Raw genomic sequence first — 17,018 nt, forward strand, 5'->3', positions numbered from 1 at the left:
ATCCGGTGTTGTGATCACCCGGGCGCAGTTTGCCGAGAGGGTGAGCGTGCAGCCGGAGATGCGTGAGATCGCCACCACCCTGGATGGGCGCGACATCACCCGTGGCTATGTGGATCCGCTGGCACTGGCCCAGCCCCAGGACTCGGTGCTGATGACCCGCGCTGCCGGCGACTATAGCGCCTACCGGGAGCTGCTGCGCGACGATCAGGTGGCGGCCACCTTTCATCAGCGCCGACTGGCGGTAATCGCCCGTGATTGGGAGGTGCAGCCTGGGGGTGAGCGTCGCCAGGACAAGGCGGCCGCCGAATCCCTGCGCGAGCAGCTGGGCCAGATCCGCTGGGACGCGGTGACTGACAAGATGCTCTCCGGCATCTTCTATGGCCACGCGGTGGCCGAATGCCTGTGGGCGCGGGATGGCCGCCAGGTGGTGATGGATGCGGTGCGGGTGCGTGACCGCAAACGCTTCGGCTTTGATGGGCGCGGTGATCTGAGGCTGTTGACGATGGCCAAGCCGGATGGCGAAGCGCTGCCGGAGCACAAGTTCTGGGCCTTCCAGACCGGTGCCGATCACGACGATGATCCCTACGGTCTAGGACTGGCCCATTGGCTCTACTGGCCCGTGTTCTTCAAGCGTAACGGGATCAAGTTCTGGCTGATCTTCCTGGAAAAGTTCGGCCAGCCGACCGCAGTCGGGCGCTACGAAACCAACGCCACACCACCAGAGCGGGCCAAACTGCTGCAGGCGCTACGTGCCATTCACACCGATTCCGGCATCAGCATCCCCAAAGGGATGGAGATTGAGTTGCTGGAGGCGGCGCGCTCCGGTACCGGCGACTATACCGCCCTGTACGATCACATGGACCGGGCGATCGCCAAGGTGGTGCTGGGCCAGGTGGCGAGCACCGAGGGCACACCGGGCAAGCTGGGCAACGAGGAGCTGCAACAGGATGTGCGCCTGGACCTGGTCAAGGCAGATGCCAACCTGGTGTGCGACTCGTTCAACCGCTCGGTGGTACGCTGGCTCACGGAATGGAACTATCCCAACGCCGCCCCGCCCCGCGTCTGGCGCAAGACCGAGGATGCCGAGGATCTCAGCAGAGTGGCCGAGCGGGAGAGTACCGTATTCGATATGGGCTTCAGGTCCACCCTGCGGCATGTCCACGCCACCTATGGCGGCGAGTGGGAGGAGACTGGACCAGAACCTGACCCGGCACCGGCGTTCGCGGAGCCGGAGCCGGCGGCTGACGCCACCACCACCCAGCTTGAGCAGCTGCAGCGCACCGGCGATACCGCTGTGGAGCAGTGGGTGGAGCAGATCCGTGCCCTGGTCGATGAGGTGGATACCCTGGAAGAGCTGCGCGACCGCCTACTGGAACTGTACCCAAAAATGGACCCGGCCCAGTTTGCAGAAGCGATGGGGGACGCGCTGGCCGCCGCCCACCTGGCGGGCCGTTATGACATCTTGAACGGAGCTTGATGTGACCTCCGCCGCTTACGGTTCACTGCCGTTTCAGGCGCAAATCGACTTTCTCAAGCAGAAGGTCAGCATTCCGACTGCTGCCTGGACCGACGTCTACGCCGGCGAGCACGACCACGGCCTCATGGTGGCCGGGGCACGGGGTCAGGTGCTGGAGGACGTGCATAGCGCCATCGCCCGCTTCATCAATCAAGGCAATACCCTCGCCGACTTTCGGAAGGATTTTGACGGCATCGTCGCCCGTACCGGCTGGGCCTATAATGGCGGCCGCAACTGGCGCACCCGCATTATCTACGAGACCAACCTGCGCCAGAGCTATAACGCCGGGCGCGAGGCACAGATGGCCGACCCGGCCCTGCGCAAGGGGTGCCCCTACGGCCTCTACCGCCACGGCAGCAGCGCCGAGCCACGCGAGGAACACCTGGCGTGGGACGGCACCGTGCTACCCCTGGATGATCCCTGGTGGAATACTCACAGCCCACAGAACGGCTGGGGTTGTTCCTGCAAGAAGTTCACCCTCTCGAAACGGGACGTGCAACGCATGGGATTGGCGGTGGCCGAGCAAGCCCCGCCGGTCCAGTGGGAGGAACAGACGGTCGGCATCCGGGGGCCCAGCCCGCGCACCGTGCGGGTGCCCAAGGGGATCGACCCGGGGTTTGAGTATCGGCCCGGGGTTTGAGTATCGCACCCGTTACACCACACCCGATCGAGGGGCAAACCCCGACCTATCTCGGCAAGACGGACTCGAAGCCACCACGGCCTGAACCCAAGGCGCTGCAGGTCAAGCAGTTTGCCAAGGGTAAGACTGAACACGAGTACGCCCAAGCGTTTCTAAATGCCCTGGGTGCCCAGGGACAATCAGAACTGGTTTATCGTGATGTGCTCGGCGAGGCGCTACCGCTATCAGAGGGGATGTTCCGCGATAGCCGTGGGCGGTGGAAGGTGTTGAAAAACGGCCGGCACGAGCATCTGCATGTGCTAGCAGCCGCCCTGCTGGACCCGGATGAGATCTGGCTGGCGTGGAAGACCTTCGGCGACAAAGGGCCGACCGTGCTGCGCCGGCGCTATCTCCGGGTGCTGCCAGGGGAAGAGGACGGCATAGCCGTGTTTGAGCTGGGCAAGGGTGGCTGGCGGGAGATCACCGTTTTCCACGTCACCGACACCATTGCCCGTGAGCATGGATTTGAGAGCGCAATGGCGTATATCGAGGCACAACGGGAAGGGGTGAGGATCTACGTGCGGGGTGATGGCCAGTGACGCCACCCCGTCACTGGCCTGGCTGGACGCTTACCAGAGCTTGCCGGGTGGGGCCCCAACAACCAACCATCTGAATTCAGATTATAGGAGTATACTGTGGCCGGCGCCACCCTCGGAATCCAGGTAAAGTACAATGACCGCGAGATCCGCCAGGCCCTGAACCATCTGGCGCGGGCCGGGGCCGACCTGCGCCCGGCCTTCGCTGATATTGGCGAGTATCTGGATCTGGCCACCCGCGCCCGCTTCGATGCCGGGCGCGGACCGGAGGCACCCCCTGGGAGCCGCTGGCCGAGTCCACCCTGCGGCGCAAGATGCTGACCGGTGTCAAGCGCGGCAAGGGCGAGAAGCGACGATCACTCACCAAGCGAGGCGGTGGTACCAAGGCCGGGGCTATCGGCAAGTTGGCGGGCAAACGGATCCTGGTGGAGTCCGGTGCCCTGCGCGACAGCCTGGAGTTCGGCACTGATCGCAAGTATGGCGCCACCCACCAGCTCGGTGACCAGGAACGGGGCATCCCGGCCCGACCGTTCCTCGGCATCGATGACCAGGACCGGGACGAGATCCTGGCGATCCTGCAGCGGCACCTGGAAGAGGCGCTGGGCGGTTAAATCGGAATGCGTCCTGAGAGGTCCACAGAGGCCGCCAGGGGCGTTCTCCGCTACCATGGCATACCGTCCGTTTCCCAGGGTTTTTAAACGGGTCTCACGGGCATTGCCCACACCCCTGCCGCCTGTTAGTCTGCTGTACACCGGGTTCCAGCCCGAATCACGCTCCCCCGGAACCCGTTCCCCCGTCACACCCCGGCCCATCCGCCGTAAAGTAGCCTCATGTATGGACATCCACACACGAGGCCAGCCGTGCCCAAATCGATTCAGATATTCCGCCCCGGTCGTCACACCGCCATGAGCGGCGCCGTGCTCAATTTCTCAGAGGATGACCTGTCCGCTGTCGCCGACGCCTACGACGCTGCATTGCACGAAGCCCCGCTGGTGATTGGCCACCCGCGCCACGATGCCCCGGCCTACGGCTGGGTCTCCGGGTTGCTATTCAACGAGGGTGCCCTGGAGGCGCTACCGACCCAGGTCGATAGCGCTTTCGCGGAAATGGTCGATAAAGGCCGTTTCAAGAAGGTTTCAGCCAGCTTTTATCCGCCGGCACATCCGGCCAACCCCAAGCCCGGTATCTACTATCTGCGCCACGTGGGTTTTCTCGGCGCTCAACCGCCGGCCATCAAGGGGCTTAAGACGGTGGAGTTTGCCGATGAGGGAAAGGGTATTGTCACCATCGAGTTCTCCGAGAGGGAGCGCTGGGGCTGGCTGGCCGTAGCCAACCTGCTGCGCAACCTGCGCGAGCAGTGGATCGAGAAGGATGGCGTGGAGGCGGCCGAGCAGATCCTGCCCAGTTTTCTGATCAATGATATCGACCGCGCCGGGGAGGCTGAAGAGTCCGCCGACGCATCCCCTGCTTATTCCGAGACCGAGGAGCCCATCATGCCAGACCCCAATCAGCCGACAGCCGAACAGACCGCCGCTTTTGCCGAACGGGAGTCGCAACTCAGCGTCCGTGAGCAGGGTATCGCAGACTGTGAGGCCGCTCTGGCGGCCGAGGAAGATCAGCGTACCGAACGCGAAGTGACCGACTTCGCGGAGCAGCTGGCAGGGGCCGGCCGTATCCTGCCGCGTCACCAGGCGGGCGTCGCGGCCCTGCTGACCCGCTTACCCAATGAAGCGCTGGAGTTCGGCGAGGGTGACGACGCCTACAGCGGCACCGCTGGCGGATTCCTGCGCGATTTCCTGAATTCACTGCCGGCCCAGGTGGACTGTACCGAGCACTCCGGAACCGGGCAGGAGGAGGCAACGGTCGATTTTGCGGCGCCCGACGGCTACACCGTGGACCAATCACAGCTGGCGCTGCACCGCAAAATCGTTGCGTACCAGGGCAAGCATGACACCGACTACGCCACCGCCGCACGAGCGGTGGGTGGCTGATCCCATTCATCGATACAGGAGACTGACATGTCGCAATCGATCCCCCTGCTCACCCTGACGGTTATCGCCGCCGGAGCACTGACCGCCAACCGTTTTGTCGGCCATGACAGCGATGTCGCCGCCGCTGCCGGCAACACGCTGGGAGTGGCACGGAATGCTGCCACCATTGGTGATTCGGCGGCCGTGGACATCCTCGGCACCGCCATCGTGGAGGCCAGTGACGCCATCGCTGCCGGTGCCTCCATCGAAGTGGATGCCACCGCACGGGCTGTCACCAGGTCGTCCGGTGTGACCATCGGGCGCCTGGTGAAAGCGCCGGGGCAGCCGGGGAGCAGGTGGAAGTGATCCTGCTACCCAACTAATCACCCAGACCTACAGGAGTAATAACCAATGCCGATGAATAACAGCCAGGTCCGGGTAATTGACCCGATCTTGACCAACGTCGCCCAGGGCTACCGCCATGCGGAGCACGTGGGCCATATCCTCTTTCCCCGTGTACCGGTACAAGTGGCCGGTGGTCAGGTGATGGAGTTCGGCCAAGAGAGTTTCCGGCTCTATAACGCCCGCCGGGCACCGGGCAGTAACACCAAGCGGGTGGAGTTCGGTTATCTGGGTAAGCCGTTCGCGCTGCTGCAGGATGCCCTGGAGGGCAAAGTGCCTTTCGAGCACCTGCGCGATGCCGGCCGCGTGCCGGGTATCAATCTGGGCACCCGCGCTGCCAACGCCACCATGCGGGCACTGGCGCTGGCGCTGGAGAACGAGCAGGCGGGTACCGCCCGCAACGCCGCCAATTATGACGATGACCACAAGATCGACCTGGCGGCAGCCAAGTGGACGGACGATGCCAATAATCCCAACAGCGACCTGGACATCGGCAAGACCGCCTGCGCTGATAGCATAGGCATCGAGCCCAATGTACTGGTGCTCTCCCGTGCCGCCTTCTTCGCCGCCAAGAACAACGCCAATGTGTTGGAGCGGTTCAAGTACACCAGCAAAGAGTCCATCACCGCAGAGATGCTGGCCGCCCTGTTCGATCAGGACCATGTGGTGGTGGGCAAGGCCATCACCTTTGACGATGCCGGCGCATCCACCGCTATCTGGGGAAAGGATGCCGTGCTGGCCTATGTGCCAGACAGCCCGTCAGGTACGGAGGAGCCGAGCTACGGCTACACCTACACGATGGAAAGCCACCCGATGGTGGAGCAGCCCTACCAGGATCGCAACGCCAAGAGCTGGATCTATCCGGTCACCTACGAGCGTGCTCCGGTGCTCTCGGGCATGTCCGCCGGTTACCTGTTGCAGAACGTCAGTTAAACCGGCGCATTCCAGGGATGGCGATTCAGGGGAGCGGGAGCGCTCCCCATCCATTATAGACAGCGGAGGCAAATGATGCCCGATTACAAGGTGAACCATCCGGTGAAGGTGGCCGGCGAGATCCACACCCCTGGTGGTAAGCCGATCACCGTCGATGCAGAGACGGCCGCGCCTGCGGTCGCTTCTGGTGCGCTGACGGATGTCAAGGTCATGGCTCCGCCGGGGTCCAAGACCAAAAAACCGGTGAAAAAGTGAGGCGCTGACCGATGCCCTACGCCACCACCCAAGACCTGATTGACCGTTTCGGTGAGGAGGAGCTGATCCAGCTCACTGACCGGACCGGTGCCGGTGTCATTGATACCGCCGTGCTAGATCGCACGGTAGCCGACGGCGAGATCGACGGCTATCTCTCGGGACGCTATGCCCTGCCGCTGGCCGAGGTGCCGCCAGTGCTGGTGCGGGTGGCCTGTGATATCACCCGTTACCACCTCTACGACGATGTGCCCCACAGCCAGGTGCGCACCCGTTACGAGGATGCCCGGCGGCTGCTGGCGTCGATCTCCACCGGCAAGGTGCAACTTGGGCTGCCGACAAGTGCCGGGGTGGAACCGATTACCGGCAGCCCCGAGGTGGATGCACCGGAGCGGATATTTACCGGCAATTCCCTGGAGGACTTCTGATGACAGACCCCATCGCCACTACCGAGGATGCCATCATCACCGCCGCCAAAGCCACCCTCGGCCAGACCGTCCGCCGGTTGGAGTCGGTGCCGGGCGGCTGGACGCTGGACACGCTCAAGCGGGCACTGCAGTTCGCACCGGGGGTTTATGTGACCTTTCAGGGGGCGGTTAACGGCATATCACAGGGCTACCTGAGCGGCCGTTTCACCGTCTACTGCGTCACCAAGGGTGCCGACGAGCAGGCGCGCCGACGCGGTAATGAGCGGGTGATCGGGGCCTATGATCTGGTGGCCCGGCTGGCCCCTGAGTTGAACGACCTGCGGGTGCCAGAGATCGGGATCCTGCAGCTGCGCGGCATCGACAACCTGTTCCGCGATGCCATGTTCGACCTGGGCGGCACGGTCTACGCCATCCAGTTTGAGTTGCCCAACATACCCTTGGACTACTTGGCGGACGAGTCCGCCATGGATGACTTCGTGACCTTCGACGCGGTGTATGACCTGAACCCACCCACCGGCAGCGGCGAACCCGAGGCCAATGACCACATGATTGGACTGGACCAATAGGAGAGACCATGAGCCAGACCCTGTATCTGAAACCTGCCGGCTCCGTCAAGGTACGCGACCCGCGAAACGGTGCGCACCTGACCACCGCCGGTGCCGAGTTGCCCAGGAACCACTACTGGCTGCGCCGCCTGAAAGACGGTGACGTGGTAGAGGTGAAAATGACCGCCGAAAAGAGGGCAAAACGAACCCCTATCAAGGAGCAATAAGCCATGTCTATTTCCATGAACCAGATCCCTACAAATGTCAGGGTACCGCTGGTCTATATCGAGTTCGACAACAGCCGCGCGGTGCAGGGTACTCCGGCCATCTCGCACCAGCTTCTGGTCTTCGGTCAGCGGCTGGCGGTCGGTAGCGTTGCGGCGGACGTGCCGACACGCATCACCTCCGATGCCCAGGCCGAGGACGGCTCGATGCTCGCGGAGATGCTGCTGGCGCTGCGTCAGGCGAACCGCTACACCGAGACCTGGGCCATCGCTCTTGATGATGATGGCGCGGCAGCGGCGGCTACCGGCAATATTGACACCAGCGGCACCGCCACCCGGAGCGGCACGCTGAATGCCTGCATCGGCGGCAAGCGGGTACGGGTCGGCATCAGTTCCGGCGATACCGGCGAGGCCGTGGCCACCGCCCTGGCCACGGCGATCAACGCCGACACTACCCTGCCCGTGACCGCCCAGATCAACAGCGAGGCCACCCAGGTGGATCTGACCGCCCGCAACAAGGGCGAGGCGGCCAACGATATCGACCTGCGTGTCAACTACTACCAGGGCGAGCGCACACCCAGCAGCATTACCGTGGTCATCACTGACATGAGCGGCGGCACCGCCAACCCCGATATCGCCGACGGCATCGCCGCGATGGGTGACGAGTGGTGGAACAGCCTGGTGATGCCCTACACAGACACCGCCAACCTGGACACGCTGCAGATGAAGCTGGCCGATCGCTGGGAGCCGCTGCGGATGATCGATGGCATCGCCTACAGTGCCCACAAAGGCACCCACGGCACCACCGGCACATTCGGCGGCGGTCGCAACGACCATCTGGTCAGCTGTCTAGGCACCGGTGCCAGCCCGACCCCGCCTTGGATCTGGGCGGCGGTCTATGCCGGCGTGGCGGCCTTCTCCATCACCAACGACCCGGCCCGGCCGCTGCAGACTCTGGTACTGGATGGCATTCTGCCGCCGGTGGTGGAAGACCGCTGGACGATGGAAGAGCGCAATCTGCTGTTGTATGACGGCATCAGTACTTACAGCGTCACCCGTGATGGCAAGGTACAGATCGAGCGCGCCATCACCACCTACCAGACCAACCGCTACGGCGTGGCCGATCCGTCTTACCTGGACGTGACCACTCCGGCCACTCTGGGCTATATCCGCTTCGCCACCCGCGCACGCATCACCCAGAAGTTCCCGCGTCACAAGCTGGCAGACGACGGCACCCGCTTCGGCCCCGGCCAGGCAATCGTCACCCCCTCCATCATCCGGGCCGAACTGCTGGCGCTGTTCCGCGAGTTGGAAGAGAAGGGCCTGGTGGAGAACTTCGACCAGTACCAGGCCGATCTGATCGTGGAACGCAATGCCGACGACCGCAACCGCGTGGACGTAATGAGTCCGCCGGACCTGGTCAACCAGTTGCGGATCTTCGCCGAGCAGATTCAATTCATCGTTTAAGGAGACCTGAGCAATGGCACAGATTACCGGTAAGGCGACCATCTACGTCGATGGCGAACAGCTGCAGATGGAGAACGGCGCCAAGGCCAACCCCGGCGGCATCAGCCGCCAGTTCGAGCGCCACGGGGGTCGCACCTATGGCCGCGAGGAGGAAGTGGTGCCATCCGTGGAAGGCAATGTGCTGCACACCAAGGATGTGGACGTGCTGACGCTCTCCGCCATTGAGGACGCGACTATCATCTTCGAGTGCGACACCGGCCAGAAGTACGTGATGCGCAATGGCGCCGTGGAGAACCCGGTGGAGATCGATGCCGGCAGCGGCAAGAGCGCCATCAAGTTCGTCGGCGATTCGTTTGACAAGCAGTGAAGGATCTTATGAACACGATTAAACGCGACTTAAAAGACGGGATTGAGATCGGCGGCAAGCGGGGCACCACCTTTGAGATGCGCACCGCCACCGCCGGCGACATGTTCGATGCCGAGATGCTGGCCCCGGCGGACAAGCCGGTCTCTTATGAGGGGGCGCTGATCAGCCGCCAGTTGGTGATGCTGGGTGATGTGCCCGGACCGATCGACATGGGTGTGATCCGCCGCCTGAGCCCGGCCGCTTCGATATCCTCTACAGCGCCCGCAATGAGCTGGAGGCGCAGGGAAAGTCCTTGTCGAGCAGCGACGGCGCTGGCACGAGCTGATCCTATTGCTGGGCGTGCGAACCGGCTGGAGCCGCGCCGAACTGATGGCTATGCCGACTGCCGAGCTGACATTTTATGCCGAGACCTTGATTGATCTGAGTAAGCCGGAACCGACCGATGAGTGATGCACTTAACCTGGCTCTGACCATTACCGCCGCTGACCTGTTCAGCGGCGTGATGCGTAAGTTCGAGAACCGTATTACCGGCGCGGGTGGGGCTGCCCGACGGGTCCGCAAGGACTACGACACAATGGTCACCTCGGTGAACCGGGGCATCAAGTCGCTGGCAGTGGGCGGCTACATCGCCGCCAAGATGCGGCCCGGCATAGCGGCGGCGGCGGATCTGCAGGAGGAGATGATCGGTGTCCGGGCCGAGCTGGGCGGTGCCGGCACCAGTGCCGCCGAACTGGCCAGGCATTTGACCGATGTGCGCAAGACGGCGTTCGGCGTTCAGTCGTCAACCCCCTTCAATATTGGCCAGGTCGTTGCCCTGGAGAAAGAGCTGATCAAGGCCGGTGCCAATATACAGGACGTCATCGGCGAGCGGGGAGCGGCGGCGGCATCGGCCGCCCTGGCCACCTACGAAAAACTTGACCCGGTGCTCACCGGGAAAGCGCTGATCGGCATCGGCACCCCGTTCAAGATCGCCGCCTCCGGCTATGCCGATCTGGCGGATCAGATCTCCCGCGCGGCCTCGGCCTCTACCACCGGTGCCGCCGAGATCGCCGAGGCGGCCAAGTATGCCGCCGGGCCGCTGGCATCGATGCAGCGCTCATCCAGCGAGATGCTGACCCTGATCGCGTTGATGGCCCAGCAGGGCGTGAAGGGTTCAATGGCCGGCACCAGCCTGAAGAACTTCTTTTTGAAGGCCGCAGAGCAGCAGATGTTCAGGAATGCCAATGGTGAACTCAAGAGCACGGTCGAGATCATCGAGATCCTGCGCAAGAAGACCGATGGCATGGGGGGGCACAGCGCAGTGGCATTCTGACCAAGGTGTTCGGCCAGGAAGGCTTGCCGGTGGCCTTGGCTCTGCTCCAGAAGGGCGAGAAGAGCTTTGAGGATATTGTGCAGTCGATGCACGATGCGCAATCGTTGTCCGATAAGCTGGATGAAGCCATGAAGGGCCTGAACCGGCAGATCGACAGCCTGGGCGGCACCGGCAAATCCACGCTGGCGATATTGTTTGAACCGGCCCTGAAGCCACTGACCGCCGTTATTGGAAAGACCAACGAATGGACGGCGGCACTGGGCAAGGCCGCGCTGGAAAATGAGAACGTCGGCAAGGCGGTGACCTATAGGTACGGCGGCGGTGGGTGGCGGGGCCATCGCTTACGGGGTCGGAAAACTGTTCCAGGGCGGGGCTGGCCGGCCTGCGGGTGATGAAGGGCCTGAAGGGCTTGGGCGGTGCCGCCGCCGGGATCGCCACCGGCAAGGCGGTCGAGGCGGCCACCGGCGTGGCCCCGGTGTTCGTCACCAACTGGCCGGGGGGCGGCATGCTGGGCGGTGGCATAGGTGGTGGCACCGGCGCGGCGGGCGGCATGGCTGCCGGAGGCGTGGCGGGGAAGATCTTCTCCCGGGCCAAGACCACCCTGGGCCTGTTGGCCTCCACGCCGCTGTCAAAGCTGGGGATGTTCGGGGCAGGGGCAGTGGGCACAGCCGGTGCCGGGCTGGCGGCGGCCGGTGCCGCCGGGTATGGCATCGGCACGCTGATTGATCGCCAGTTGCTAGACAAGACCGAGACCGGACTGCAGATCAAGGACGCTATCGGCGAGGGCATTGCCCACGTGCTGGCGTTCTTCGGCAGTGACGAGGCCCGGCAGGCCATTGCCAGAAACAACCAGGCCGAACCGAGACGCGGTGAGGTGGTGGTACATGTGCGGCCCGAGAAGGGAGCCGAGGCACGGGCCGATCGCCCGCACTCGGGTGGAACCCTGGGGCTGGAGGTGGAGACGGAAGCGGGTGTTAGAGTGGGAGGGGCTTGGTAATGCTAGTCACCTACGGTCTGGCTGTGGCATGTGTATTCTTCCCTTAATACGGACACATGTCCGTACGCGGTTTTTGAGCCAGTGGTCCGATCGCATCTCAAAGCTGTGGCCGCCAAGCTCGAAGAAGCGAAGTGCAAGACGGTAAAACTCGTAGTCGGTGTGCTCGCGTCTCTCCGGGGACATCTCGTCGGCGTTTTCATGCATGACAATCAGCATTCCGCTGGAATCAAAGTGACAAGAAAAGCCCACCTGTTTTGGGTTGCTGCTTTCGCACTCGTGAGCCATGACAATGCCCCGTGGCGTGGTGGGTTCACCTGCCTGGGCGGCGGCGCTCATCAGCAGGGCGGCGATAATCCCGATGTAACGCATGTTGAAGACTCCTTTATTTCCTGTTCAGACCGGAGTGTAGCATGAGCTGGCGGGATACACTCAAGTCCCGCAGCAAGGGCAGCGCGGCCATGATGGGCCGCTTCCGCTCTGCTCGCTTTGTGGTACCCAACTCGGATGCGACGATCGGACGACGCAACGAGGTGCATGAATACCCCCTGCGCGATCTGCCCTATGTGGAAGACCTCGGCCGCAAGGCGCGACAGTTTCAGGCGGAGGTATTCGTGGACGGCAGGGTGGCCGATGGCGGTGATTACCTCACTGCCCGGGATGCGCTGATCAGTGCTCTGGAGGAGTCTGGCCCCGGCACTTTGGTGCATCCCTGGTACGGTACGCTCACCGTCAGCGTGACCGAGGCCAACGTGCATGAGTCCACCCGAGAGGGCGGTCGGGCCACCTTCCGATTGAGCTTTATCGAGGCGGGTGAGCTGCGCTTTCCGACTTCTGGCAGGGACACTCAGGTGGCCGTGGACCGGCAGGCGATGACTTCAGCGAGGTGTTCGACGTGACGGGCTTGCCGGGGTGGAGCGAGGCGGAGGTGGTGGCGGATCTCTACACCACCCTGACGGGACTGGAGAACCAGGTGGACGGCGTGTCTGCCGATATCGCGGACCAGATCCGCCACCCGGCCGGAATGGCCACCCGGCTGATCGGCAGTGTCCAGCGCCTGGGCGGGACGGTGTCCGAACCGCAGCGCGCCCTGCAGCTCTACAGCGCTCTGCTCGGTACCGGTGATGATGCGCCGAGCGTACCCGCCACCACGGCCACCCGACGCCGGCAGGCGGTCGGCAGCGCAGCGCTGCATCGCCTGGTGCAGCAGGTGGCGGTGATCGAGGCGGCCCGCGCATCGAGCCGGGCCGACTACGCCACTCGGGACGAGGCCCTGGACACGGCGGCCAGGCTGCAGGATGCGCTGGATGACCAGATGGAGGCGACCGATCCGGTGACCGGGCGGCCGGTGGGCGATGCGGTGTATGACGCGCTGCTGTCCCTGCGCGCGGCGGTGACCACCGACCTGCGCGGTCGGGGTGCCCGCCTGCCGGAGCTGACCACTTATACCCCGGCAGCGACCCTGCCGGCGCTGGTGGTGGCCCACCAGATGTATGGCGATGCCGAGCGGGCCGAGGAGATCATTTCACGTAACAGTATCCGCCACCCCGGGTTTGTGGCGGGGGGCGAAGAGTTGGAGGTGCTGAATGGCTAATTTTCTGAAGCTGATGGTTTTATGCTCGCCGGAGGGGTTCCATGCCTGACGTGCAACTGCACATCGAGGGCAAGCTGTACGGCGGCTGGAAGGAGATCAGCCTGACCCGTTCGCTGGATATCTTCGCCAATACCTTCGACCTGACCCTGACCGACAATCAGGCAAGCCAGGCGCGCACCGTCAAGCTGGGATCGCCCTGCCAGGTGCGCATCGATGGGGAGACCCTGATCACCGGCTACGTTGACCGCATCCGCCCTCGCTACGATGGGCGAAACCGCAGCCTGACGGTGTCGGGACGGTCGAAGACGGCGGACCTGGTGGACTGCTCAGTGCCGCCCCACAAGGTCAATGGAGTTCAGAAGCGAGAGCAGACGCTCCAGCAACTGGCTCAGTTTGTTGGCAACCTGGTTGGTGTTGGTGTGCGCTCCGAGGTGTCAGGTCTAGCTAAGCGGCGGGTCTCTGTTATTGAAAACACCGAGACACTGTTCGAGTTCCTGGAGGCTCATTCACGGGCTGACGCCGTGATGCTGTTGAGCGACACAGACGGCAGTCTGGTGATCACCCGTGCCGGCATAGAGCGCGTGGATACGGCGCTGGTGCTCGGCGAAAACATCGAGGAGGCGGAGGGTGCGTTCAGTCACCGCGACCGGTTCAGTCATTACTACGTAAGCACGCAGCAATCCAATTGGAACGACGATAAGCCGGAGCTGGCGGCGCATATCACCGGTGAGTCTGGTAATGTGAATGTCCGTTACCGGCCGACGACTGTCCCGGTTGATAGCATGGATGCGACTCAGGCCAAGCGCCGCGCCGAATGGCAGCGCAACGTCCACTATGGCCGGTCCCGACAGGCCACCTACACGGTGACCGGCTGGCACCACAAGGACGGTCTCTGGTCACCCAACACCCGGGTCCGGGTGCTGGATGAGTGGATGGGCTTCAACGATGAGTGGCTGATGATCGGCACCGTGGAGTTCGTGCTCGATGCCCGGGGCCAGCGCACCCGCCTGACCGTGATGCCGGCAGAGGCTTACGATCTGGTGCCGCTGCCGGCCAAGGATGGAGGTGACTGGTGAGCGAGTCCGCCATTCGCCGTTTGATCGATCCCATGCGCCGACGGCTGAGGCTGTTGGTGAGCCGTGCCGTGGGGCGCCTGGTGGATCCCTCCACCCTGCTGCAGACCCTGCAGCTGGAACTACTGCGCGGTGAGTTGCTGGATGGCGTGGAGCATGTCGAGGGCTACGGCCTGACGGCACACCCGCCCGCCGGGTTTGAGGCGATCAGCGCCAGCCTGGGCGGTGATCGTGGACACACCGTCTGTCTATCTGCTTTTCATCGCCGGTTCCGCTTGCAGAACCTGGCCCCCGGCGAGGTCGCCCTGTACACCGACGAAGACCAGAACGGTGGCCACCGCATCCGGTTCAAGCGCGGCCAGGAGATCCATCTGGTGGCGGGGGCTTCATCCATTGTGATGACCCCGGCCGGGATCACGATCACTGCGCCGACCATCGATATTGTGAAGGGGTGAGCATGTACGGAGTGGCACGCAAATCAGTTGACAGCGCCGGGGGTGCCCAGCTCAACGGCGGGCAGGGTTTCGTCACCATCGATGGCGCTCGGGTGGTGCTGCTGGGTGACCCGGTTCAGGGCCACGGAGAGGGCGGGCACGCAGGTCCGGTGATGGCAGAGGGTAGCAGCTTCGTCCGGATCAACGGGGTACCGGTCTGCCGGGAAGGCCACCTGGCCAGTTGTGGTCACGCCACCACGGGCAGCGATTACGTGAGGTTGAGCGACTGATGGATCTGGCAATTACCTACAACGACCGTGAGCTGACCTTCGCGCCAGCGGTGCAGAATGTCGATCTGGCCACCGAGTCCGGACTGCGCTCTGCGGTGCTGGTGTCGCTGTTCACCGATCGGCGGGCTGCCGACGATGACCCGCTGCCATCGAGTGCGCTGGATCTGCGCGGCTGGTGGGCGGATGCGTGGCCCGAGATGGCGGGTGACCTGGTCGGCTCACGCCTCTGGCTGCTGAGCCGCGAGAAACAGACCGCCGCCGTGCTGCACCGGGCGCGGGAGTATTCCGAGGAGGCGCTGGCCTGGCTGATCGAGGACCATGTGGCCACGGCAGTAGCGGTCAGTGCGGAGTGGATGCGGGCCGGGGTGCTGAGGCTGCAGGTGGCTATCACCCTGGCCGATCAAACCCGATTCAAAGACGTTTTCAACTATCAATTACAGGCTGCATAAATGGCATTTAACAGGCCCACATTACAAACCATTGTCCAGCGCATCCAGACGGACATCGAGAGCCGTCTGGCGGGGACCGACCCGCGTCTGCGCCGGTCGGTGCTGGGCGTGCTGGGACGGACATTAGCCGGTGCGGCACACGGCCTGCATGGCCATCTGGATTGGCAGAGCCGGCAGATCATCCCGGACACCGCCGAGGCGGAGATCCTGGACCGCTGGGCCAGCTGGTGGGGTGTCAGCCGCAAGCCCGCCGCAGCGGCCACAGGCAATGTCACCTTCACCGGTACGGATGGCGGTACCATCCCCGCCGGTGCCACCCTGCAGCGTGCTGACGCTCTTGAGTACACCACGAGTGCCGAGTGCATCATCACCGGCGGCACTGCCACGGTGGCGGTAACCGCATCCAGTGCCGGGCAGGATACCAGCGCCGTTGGCGGGGTGGCGCTATCGTTGGTATCCCCGGCTGCCGGGGTTCAGAGCACGACCACGGTAGCCACCGGTGGCCTGACCGGCGGCGCCGACGAGGAGACCGATGCGGCTCTGCGCGATCGCCTGCGCACACGGGTACAGAACCCGCCCCACGGCGGCAACTCGGCTGATTATAAAGCCTGGGCGCTGGAGGTGGATCGATGCGCGGCGGCCGGTGACGGCGGACCTGATAGTCGTCGCCCCGATCGAGTCGGCGGTGGATATAACCATCCGGATCAACCCGAATACGACCGCCGTTCAAATGGCTATCGAAGCGGAGCTGACCGATCTGTTCCGGCGCGAGGCATCGGTGGATGATGGTGCCGGATCTAGCACCATCCTGATCTCCCACATCCGCGAGGCCATCAGCCGTGCCGATGGCGAGTTTGACCATGTCCTGGTCACCCCGGCGGCTGATGTCGCGTTCTCGGCCGGTAAGATCGGCTCCCTCGGCAACATCATCTGGCAGGCGCTGTGATGGCCACCACAACCGACTATAAAGCTCAGCTGCAGGGACTGCTCCCACCGGGCCGCCTGTGGGACGCCCTGCGCGAAGACGGCAGCCTGGCCGACCAGTTGCTGGCCGCCCTGGCCGAGGAGTTCGCCCGTGTGAATGACCGTGCCGAGTCGCTACTTAACGAGGCCAATCCGCGTGCCACCTATGAATTGCTGGCCGAGTGGGAGGCATTCGCCAACCTGCCGGACACCTGCACCGGCAGCACCCTGACACTCCAGGAGCGCCGGGCCGTGCTGGTGCAACGTCTGACCGCCACGGGTGGGCAGTCGGTGACCTATTTCCAGTCGGTGGTCAAACGTCTGGGCTACACCGTCGAAATCACCGAGTACAGGCCGTTTATCTGCGGCATCAGCCAATGCGGTATGCAAGCGCTGAACCCGCCCAAGATGCGTTTTGTCTGGCGGGTACGCCTGACGGACCCACGGGTTACCTATTTCCGCTGCGGCGAGTCACAGGTGGGAACAGATCCCCTCTTGAAGATCAACCGCGCAGAAGACCTTGAATGCGTGCTGCGCCGGGTGAAACCGGCTCACACATCCCTGTTTATGTCCTACGAAGGAGCCTGAAC

At 63.8% G+C, this 17,018-nt stretch carries 26 protein-coding genes and 1 pseudogene; 26 read left to right on the forward strand and 1 reads right to left on the reverse strand.

The annotated features are described in order from the left end of the window. Window positions 1–58 precede the first annotated feature (58 nt). From MN084_RS16385 to MN084_RS16465, 17 genes are all read left to right on the forward strand, one after another. Window positions 59–1,477 carry a DUF935 domain-containing protein gene (locus tag MN084_RS16385; RefSeq protein WP_241086060.1) on the forward strand — a complete coding sequence of 473 codons (1,419 nt, stop codon included), beginning with the start codon at window positions 59–61 and terminating at the stop codon, window positions 1,475–1,477. A gap of 1 nt (window position 1,478) precedes the next feature. Further along, a complete protein-coding gene (locus MN084_RS16390) occupies window positions 1,479–2,156 on the forward strand; it encodes a phage head morphogenesis protein (RefSeq protein ID WP_241085745.1) in 678 nt (225 codons plus the stop codon). Then, entirely contained in the window at window positions 2,153–2,734 is a 582-nt protein-coding gene (locus tag MN084_RS16395) for a PBECR2 nuclease fold domain-containing protein (protein WP_241085744.1), read from the forward strand. The genes MN084_RS16390 and MN084_RS16395 overlap by 4 nt, the downstream gene beginning before the upstream one ends. Window positions 2,735–3,045: 311 nt before the next feature. Then, window positions 3,046–3,342 carry a phage virion morphogenesis protein gene (locus MN084_RS16400; protein ID WP_241085742.1) on the forward strand — a complete coding sequence of 99 codons (297 nt, stop codon included), beginning with the start codon at window positions 3,046–3,048 and terminating at the stop codon, window positions 3,340–3,342. Window positions 3,343–3,591: 249 nt separating this feature from the next. Then, window positions 3,592–4,722, forward strand: a complete 1,131-nt coding sequence (locus MN084_RS16405; RefSeq protein WP_330178192.1) for a peptidase — start codon at window positions 3,592–3,594, stop codon at window positions 4,720–4,722. A gap of 27 nt (window positions 4,723–4,749) precedes the next feature. Then, window positions 4,750–5,067, forward strand: a complete 318-nt coding sequence (locus tag MN084_RS16410) for a DUF2190 family protein (protein WP_241085740.1) — start codon at window positions 4,750–4,752, stop codon at window positions 5,065–5,067. 45 nt (window positions 5,068–5,112) lie between these two features. Then, a complete protein-coding gene (locus MN084_RS16415; protein WP_241085739.1) occupies window positions 5,113–6,036 on the forward strand; it encodes a hypothetical protein in 924 nt (307 codons plus the stop codon). A gap of 75 nt (window positions 6,037–6,111) precedes the next feature. After that, window positions 6,112–6,291 (forward strand): hypothetical protein, encoded by a 180-nt coding sequence (locus MN084_RS16420; protein ID WP_241085738.1) that lies wholly within the window; start codon window positions 6,112–6,114, stop codon window positions 6,289–6,291. A gap of 11 nt (window positions 6,292–6,302) precedes the next feature. Continuing rightward, window positions 6,303–6,716 carry a gp436 family protein gene (locus MN084_RS16425; protein ID WP_241085737.1) on the forward strand — a complete coding sequence of 138 codons (414 nt, stop codon included), beginning with the start codon at window positions 6,303–6,305 and terminating at the stop codon, window positions 6,714–6,716. Continuing rightward, window positions 6,716–7,282 carry a phage protein Gp37 gene (locus MN084_RS16430; protein WP_241085736.1) on the forward strand — a complete coding sequence of 189 codons (567 nt, stop codon included), beginning with the start codon at window positions 6,716–6,718 and terminating at the stop codon, window positions 7,280–7,282. The genes MN084_RS16425 and MN084_RS16430 overlap by 1 nt, the downstream gene beginning before the upstream one ends. Window positions 7,283–7,290: 8 nt before the next feature. After that, window positions 7,291–7,488: a DUF2635 domain-containing protein gene (locus tag MN084_RS16435; protein WP_241085735.1), complete on the forward strand. Its 198-nt coding sequence runs from the start codon at window positions 7,291–7,293 to the stop codon at window positions 7,486–7,488. A 3-nt stretch (window positions 7,489–7,491) separates the two neighbouring features. Next, on the forward strand, window positions 7,492–8,952 hold the full coding sequence (locus tag MN084_RS16440; RefSeq protein ID WP_241085734.1) for a phage tail sheath subtilisin-like domain-containing protein: 1,461 nt from the start codon (window positions 7,492–7,494) through the stop codon (window positions 8,950–8,952). Between the two features lie 13 nt (window positions 8,953–8,965). Beyond that, entirely contained in the window at window positions 8,966–9,319 is a 354-nt protein-coding gene (locus MN084_RS16445; RefSeq protein ID WP_241085733.1) for a phage tail tube protein, read from the forward strand. Window positions 9,320–9,396: 77 nt separating this feature from the next. Then, complete coding sequence (locus tag MN084_RS16450; RefSeq protein WP_241085732.1) at window positions 9,397–9,738, forward strand: hypothetical protein; 342 nt, start codon at window positions 9,397–9,399, stop codon at window positions 9,736–9,738. A gap of 23 nt (window positions 9,739–9,761) precedes the next feature. Continuing rightward, window positions 9,762–10,631: a phage tail tape measure protein gene (locus MN084_RS16455; RefSeq protein WP_241085731.1), complete on the forward strand. Its 870-nt coding sequence runs from the start codon at window positions 9,762–9,764 to the stop codon at window positions 10,629–10,631. Window positions 10,632–10,636: 5 nt separating this feature from the next. Next, window positions 10,637–11,023 (forward strand): hypothetical protein, encoded by a 387-nt coding sequence (locus tag MN084_RS16460; protein WP_241085730.1) that lies wholly within the window; start codon window positions 10,637–10,639, stop codon window positions 11,021–11,023. Then, window positions 11,023–11,628 carry a hypothetical protein gene (locus MN084_RS16465; protein WP_241085729.1) on the forward strand — a complete coding sequence of 202 codons (606 nt, stop codon included), beginning with the start codon at window positions 11,023–11,025 and terminating at the stop codon, window positions 11,626–11,628. The genes MN084_RS16460 and MN084_RS16465 overlap by 1 nt, the downstream gene beginning before the upstream one ends. A gap of 6 nt (window positions 11,629–11,634) precedes the next feature. Here the strand turns inward: MN084_RS16465 and MN084_RS16470 are convergent, their stop codons facing one another. Continuing rightward, complete coding sequence (locus MN084_RS16470) at window positions 11,635–11,997, reverse strand: hypothetical protein (RefSeq protein WP_241085728.1); 363 nt, start codon at window positions 11,995–11,997, stop codon at window positions 11,635–11,637. A 92-nt stretch (window positions 11,998–12,089) separates the two neighbouring features. On the opposite strand from MN084_RS16470, the gene MN084_RS16475 reads away from it, so the two are divergent. The 9 genes and pseudogenes from MN084_RS16475 to MN084_RS16515 all read left to right on the forward strand — a co-directional run bounded on the left by MN084_RS16475 (window position 12,090) and on the right by MN084_RS16515 (window position 17,016). Next, on the forward strand, window positions 12,090–12,524 hold the full coding sequence (locus tag MN084_RS16475; protein WP_330178562.1) for a DNA circularization N-terminal domain-containing protein: 435 nt from the start codon (window positions 12,090–12,092) through the stop codon (window positions 12,522–12,524). Beyond that, entirely contained in the window at window positions 12,512–13,219 is a 708-nt protein-coding gene (locus MN084_RS16480; RefSeq protein ID WP_241085726.1) for a hypothetical protein, read from the forward strand. Before MN084_RS16475 ends, MN084_RS16480 begins: the two co-directional genes overlap by 13 nt. 41 nt (window positions 13,220–13,260) lie before the next feature. Further along, window positions 13,261–14,295, forward strand: a complete 1,035-nt coding sequence (locus MN084_RS16485) for a phage baseplate assembly protein (RefSeq protein ID WP_241085725.1) — start codon at window positions 13,261–13,263, stop codon at window positions 14,293–14,295. Beyond that, window positions 14,292–14,747: a phage baseplate assembly protein domain-containing protein gene (locus MN084_RS16490; RefSeq protein WP_241085724.1), complete on the forward strand. Its 456-nt coding sequence runs from the start codon at window positions 14,292–14,294 to the stop codon at window positions 14,745–14,747. The genes MN084_RS16485 and MN084_RS16490 overlap by 4 nt, the downstream gene beginning before the upstream one ends. A 2-nt stretch (window positions 14,748–14,749) precedes the next feature. Continuing rightward, window positions 14,750–15,016 carry a PAAR domain-containing protein gene (locus MN084_RS16495; protein ID WP_241085723.1) on the forward strand — a complete coding sequence of 89 codons (267 nt, stop codon included), beginning with the start codon at window positions 14,750–14,752 and terminating at the stop codon, window positions 15,014–15,016. Next, window positions 15,016–15,465 (forward strand): phage GP46 family protein, encoded by a 450-nt coding sequence (locus MN084_RS16500; protein ID WP_241085722.1) that lies wholly within the window; start codon window positions 15,016–15,018, stop codon window positions 15,463–15,465. The genes MN084_RS16495 and MN084_RS16500 overlap by 1 nt, the downstream gene beginning before the upstream one ends. Then, window positions 15,466–16,237, forward strand: a pseudogene (locus MN084_RS16505) (baseplate J/gp47 family protein); the annotation flags it as partial. A 6-nt stretch (window positions 16,238–16,243) separates the two neighbouring features. Further along, window positions 16,244–16,411 carry a hypothetical protein gene (locus MN084_RS16510; protein ID WP_241086084.1) on the forward strand — a complete coding sequence of 56 codons (168 nt, stop codon included), beginning with the start codon at window positions 16,244–16,246 and terminating at the stop codon, window positions 16,409–16,411. Continuing rightward, window positions 16,411–17,016, forward strand: a complete 606-nt coding sequence (locus MN084_RS16515; protein WP_241084838.1) for a YmfQ family protein — start codon at window positions 16,411–16,413, stop codon at window positions 17,014–17,016. The genes MN084_RS16510 and MN084_RS16515 overlap by 1 nt, the downstream gene beginning before the upstream one ends. Window positions 17,017–17,018 lie beyond the last annotated feature (2 nt).

The sequence above is a fragment of the Candidatus Vondammii sp. HM_W22 genome (genome assembly GCF_022530855.2).
GTDB lineage: Bacteria > Pseudomonadota > Gammaproteobacteria > Chromatiales > Chromatiaceae > Vondammii.

Excerpts from the sequence above, each read along its gene's own strand:
- MN084_RS16420 (WP_241085738.1), top strand. The coding sequence starts at position 6,112 with ATGCCCGATTACAAGGTGAACCATCCGGTGAAGGTGGCCGGCGAGATC.
- MN084_RS16450 (WP_241085732.1), top strand. The coding sequence starts at position 9,397 with ATGCGCACCGCCACCGCCGGCGACATGTTCGATGCCGAGATGCTGGCC.
- MN084_RS16500 (WP_241085722.1), top strand. The coding sequence starts at position 15,016 with ATGGATCTGGCAATTACCTACAACGACCGTGAGCTGACCTTCGCGCCA.
- MN084_RS16425 (WP_241085737.1), top strand. The coding sequence starts at position 6,303 with ATGCCCTACGCCACCACCCAAGACCTGATTGACCGTTTCGGTGAGGAG.
- MN084_RS16435 (WP_241085735.1), top strand. The coding sequence starts at position 7,291 with ATGAGCCAGACCCTGTATCTGAAACCTGCCGGCTCCGTCAAGGTACGC.
- MN084_RS16415 (WP_241085739.1), top strand. The coding sequence starts at position 5,113 with ATGCCGATGAATAACAGCCAGGTCCGGGTAATTGACCCGATCTTGACC.
- MN084_RS16430 (WP_241085736.1), top strand. The coding sequence starts at position 6,716 with ATGACAGACCCCATCGCCACTACCGAGGATGCCATCATCACCGCCGCC.
- MN084_RS16385 (WP_241086060.1), top strand. The coding sequence starts at position 59 with ATGCGTGAGATCGCCACCACCCTGGATGGGCGCGACATCACCCGTGGC.
- MN084_RS16400 (WP_241085742.1), top strand. The coding sequence starts at position 3,046 with ATGCTGACCGGTGTCAAGCGCGGCAAGGGCGAGAAGCGACGATCACTC.
- MN084_RS16485 (WP_241085725.1), top strand. The coding sequence starts at position 13,261 with ATGCCTGACGTGCAACTGCACATCGAGGGCAAGCTGTACGGCGGCTGG.
- MN084_RS16495 (WP_241085723.1), top strand. The coding sequence starts at position 14,750 with ATGTACGGAGTGGCACGCAAATCAGTTGACAGCGCCGGGGGTGCCCAG.
- MN084_RS16470 (WP_241085728.1), bottom strand. The coding sequence starts at position 11,997 with ATGCGTTACATCGGGATTATCGCCGCCCTGCTGATGAGCGCCGCCGCC.
- MN084_RS16445 (WP_241085733.1), top strand. The coding sequence starts at position 8,966 with ATGGCACAGATTACCGGTAAGGCGACCATCTACGTCGATGGCGAACAG.
- MN084_RS16410 (WP_241085740.1), top strand. The coding sequence starts at position 4,750 with ATGTCGCAATCGATCCCCCTGCTCACCCTGACGGTTATCGCCGCCGGA.
- MN084_RS16465 (WP_241085729.1), top strand. The coding sequence starts at position 11,023 with ATGAAGGGCCTGAAGGGCTTGGGCGGTGCCGCCGCCGGGATCGCCACC.
- MN084_RS16455 (WP_241085731.1), top strand. The coding sequence starts at position 9,762 with ATGAGTGATGCACTTAACCTGGCTCTGACCATTACCGCCGCTGACCTG.
- MN084_RS16440 (WP_241085734.1), top strand. The coding sequence starts at position 7,492 with ATGTCTATTTCCATGAACCAGATCCCTACAAATGTCAGGGTACCGCTG.
- MN084_RS16515 (WP_241084838.1), top strand. The coding sequence starts at position 16,411 with ATGGCCACCACAACCGACTATAAAGCTCAGCTGCAGGGACTGCTCCCA.
- MN084_RS16475 (WP_330178562.1), top strand. The coding sequence starts at position 12,090 with ATGGGCCGCTTCCGCTCTGCTCGCTTTGTGGTACCCAACTCGGATGCG.